General features: G+C 62.1%; 3 protein-coding genes. 1 reads left to right on the top strand and 2 read right to left on the bottom strand.

Translation table 11 applies throughout. From position 1 onward, the window contains the following. A partial coding sequence (locus tag AMD30_RS25165; protein ID WP_442902740.1) for a sugar phosphate nucleotidyltransferase occupies positions 1 to 102 on the bottom strand: 102 nt, incomplete at its 3' end. Positions 103 to 140: 38 nt separating this feature from the next. Continuing rightward, complete coding sequence (locus AMD30_RS24045) at positions 141 to 1,655, bottom strand: sugar transferase (protein WP_055477344.1); 1,515 nt, start codon at positions 1,653 to 1,655, stop codon at positions 141 to 143. 619 nt (positions 1,656 to 2,274) lie between these two features. Here AMD30_RS24045 and AMD30_RS24050 point away from each other — a divergent pair. Further along, positions 2,275 to 3,279 (top strand): glycoside hydrolase family 26 protein, encoded by a 1,005-nt coding sequence (locus AMD30_RS24050; protein ID WP_055477345.1) that lies wholly within the window; start codon positions 2,275 to 2,277, stop codon positions 3,277 to 3,279. Positions 3,280 to 3,457: the final 178 nt, after the last annotated feature.

The following is a 3,457-nucleotide window of genomic DNA, read 5'->3' on the forward strand; positions in this document are numbered from 1 at the left end:
GAGCTGCTTGCTCACCCCCTGCGTGATGGGGTGCAGCCGCGTACCCGTCCCGCCAGCCAGGATAATTCCCTTCATGTGGCCTCCAATGAATGCAGCGTGCAGTGTTCGCGGAGCTGAAAATGGGTCTGTCTCACGACGCTCTAGTAGGCGCCGTCCTTTGCAACTACCGCTCTGAAAGTCCTCCACAGAATTAGTGCATCCTGCATGATCGACCAATTCTCTACGTATGACAGATCCAGCCGCACGGACTCTTCCCAAGACAAGTCGGAACGTCCTGAGACCTGCCACAAGCCAGTCATGCCAGGCTTGACCAACATGCGACGCGCAACTCGACCGTCGTACCGCTCGACCTCATCCGGCAACGGCGGCCTAGGGCCGACGAGGCTCATCGTGCCGCTGACAACGTTGATGAGTTGGGGTAGCTCGTCGATGCTGTATCGACGAATGAAGGCGCCGACTTTGGTTACCCGCGGGTCGTCGCGCATCTTGAAGAGCACGCCCGATCCTTCGTTGCGAACCCTCAGGTCATCTTTCAGCGAATCGGCGTTTTGCACCATCGACCGGAACTTCCACATCGAGAATGGTGTGTTGTTGAGTCCGATGCGGGTCGCCCGATAGAAAATCGGGCCTGCGGAGTCGAGCCGGATTGCGATGGCTACGGCGATCAGGATCGGCGACAACGCGGTCAGGATTGCAGCGGCGCCCACCCTATCGACCAGAGCCTTGCGGAAACGGTTCGCGCCTTCGTACCGCGGTTTGTCTATGTGGAGGAGCGGCAACCCGGCGACCGGCCGCACCATCACACGAGGCCCCGCCACATCGGTCACCCCGGGCGACACCATCATGTCGACGTCCAGGCCCTCGAGGTCCCAGGACAGTGCCTGCATGGCGTCGTGGCCAAGCGCTTCGGCGGATGTCACAGCGACGGTCGTTGCGCCCGAATCCAGGACGGCTTCGCATACGTCATCGAACGTGCCGTGCACAGAGATCTCGGCATCACCGGCGCGGACCACGTCTGGTCGCCCCTCGCGGCTCGGGAGGCAGATGCCAGCCACTTGGAATCCCAGGTTGGGTTGGCTCAGCAATCGCTCGATCATTGGTACCGCCGACCTCTCACTGCCGACAACCAGGACGCGCTCGATATTTCTGGATCGCACCCGCTGGTATCCCAACCACTGCCGCCACAGCCAGCGGGAGAGGAGAAGGCCGGCCGTGCCGACCGGCAGCGCAATTGCAATGAATCCCCGGGCAATGTTCAGACGGAACAGCAGGTCCACCATCGCGAGAACACCGAAGAGAGCCAGGCACGCGGTGATAACCCGGCTGTACTCCTGCGATCCCGCGCCAACGACCCTACGGTCGAGTGTCTGAAAGGCGCGCAACGCCAGCAGCCACATGACGACGAGCGCGATCGAGACGACGACAGCCGGTACCTTTGCCGCCCCATTCGGGGTCAAGGCGCTGTCGGCACCGAAGCGAACCAGCTGCGCAAGGAGGACCGAAGCGATCACGATCGCGGCGTCTGTCCACGCGAGCCGGGTGACGTAGCCGTTTATCCAAGACCGTGCGCGGGCCCGATCCCTGCTGGCGAATCGCAAGCGTAGACGCAAACGCTCCGAGCTTCGCTCCTGCGAGTAGACCGGACGATAGGCCACTGCCAACCTCCCAACAGGTGATGCGCTCCAAGGCTGCGGCTACGCCTTTCGCCCAACAAACAACGCCGATGACGCCGGGCCGCGATTGGCTTCACGACTCCCGACGAGACTATTTCAGGGCGGTCACAGTTACAACTCGGGAAACCGCTGTAGTCCGGTCGGGCGACATTTCCTGTCGCAATTTTGCAGAAATGCACGCCCTCAAGACGGCTCGCGGCAGTGCCCAGGACGCGCGAGTCCTAAACATCTTCCGCGTCGCTGCTGTTCCCCTGCGGCCAACCAAGTGTCAGGAGTCTCTGTGCAACAGCGGCTTTCGCGAACAACTCGCAGGTTCGGTGTGACTCATGTCATACCGTGCGTTGCGTACTTGAGCCCCTGTCAGCTCCCAACGCCCGTCCGCACGAGGGCAATTTCTTTGAGGTGAATTCGGCCTCGGGGCGCGCACAGTCGTTTGTTATCTTTTGTGCACTTTTTCTCTGGCAAATGTCGGAAGGTATTGGTTCGAGTATCCGGGGTAACCATTTCGCGGGCCATGTTTCCTTTTGGCAAACATCGCGTTGCGTGCAAGCGATCAACGGCCCGTCGGCCGCGCTCCGACCAGCCGCGCGACAATAGGCACATGACGAGCGACCTGTCGGGATCACTTTGGGCACGCCTGTCCCGGCGTTCGGTGCTCGCCGCCGGTCTCATTGGTGCGAGTGCGGCGCTGGGAGCCTGCTCAGGACCGGTTCAACCTGCCACGACACCGTCACGCGAGCGCTCCTGGGGGGCATTCATTCCGGTGATCGCAGCCCGCGGCGGAGCTGGTCAGACACCAGTGGCCCGTCTCTCCTCGCTTGCTGGCACCCAGCCCGACTACCTGCACGTCTACGCATCCCTGCGCGACTCTCTCCCTGTGGAGACCCTTGACATGATCCGCCAGAATGGGGCGACCCCGGTGCTCACGCTCGAGCCCTGGCATCCCGGAATCGGGCCTGATCAGCCCGAGTATTCGCTCGCTTCTATCGTCGAAGGACGACACGACACCGACCTCGCTCGGTGGGCCGATCAGCTCGGCTCGTGGGGTCACGACATTCTCGTGCGTTTCGCGCAGGAGATGAACGGAACTTGGTATCCGTGGTCGATTGGAGTCAATCAAAATACTGCGAGCGAATACCGAGCGGCGTGGTTTCGTGTGCACGCAATCGTCCACGAGAAGGCCCGGAATGTTCGATTTGTCTGGGCACCGAACGCGATAACTGAGGGCACCAGCGATTTTGTCGATTGCTACCCCGAATCAGGAACCGTCGATTTCCTCGGTGTCGACGGCTACAACTGGGGCACCGCCCCGGGGCACACCTGGCAGTCTGCGGAGAAACTCTTCGCGCGGAGCATCTCGACCCTGGAGCGCCTCGACGCCGGCCTCCCGATCCTCATCACCGAGGCAGGTTGCGCCGATGGCGACGCCCCGGAGCGCAAAGCGCAGTGGATCAAGGACTTCTTCGCGGTGATGGAGAACAGCCAGCGTGTCGAGGGTTTCCTCTGGTTTCAGACGGATAAGGAGCGGGACTGGCGGTTCAACTCGACTGCCGCCAGCACGGAGGCGTTTCGGGGGTCGCTTCAGCGATGGCGGGGTGGCGCTTAGGTGGCTTCGACGCGGCAGTTGTCGGTCATCGTCCTGCCCCCTGCGCATCTGCTCAACGCGCGCACCTTCGACAGGCTTTCGGCGCCGACAACTTCGTTCGCACTGTAGAACACGGCAAGGCCTGAAATCGCTGGCCCGGGATCAGTTCGCGTGCCATCAGGGCTACCTCGACGACGAC

Origin of the sequence: Gordonia sp. HS-NH1, from assembly GCF_001418765.1 — a bacterium.
GTDB lineage: Bacteria > Actinomycetota > Actinomycetes > Mycobacteriales > Mycobacteriaceae > Gordonia.

Bases quoted from the DNA above. Each gene is read 5' to 3' on its own strand.
- AMD30_RS24050 (WP_055477345.1), top strand. From the start codon at position 2,275: ATGACGAGCGACCTGTCGGGATCACTTTGGGCACGCCTGTCCCGGCGT.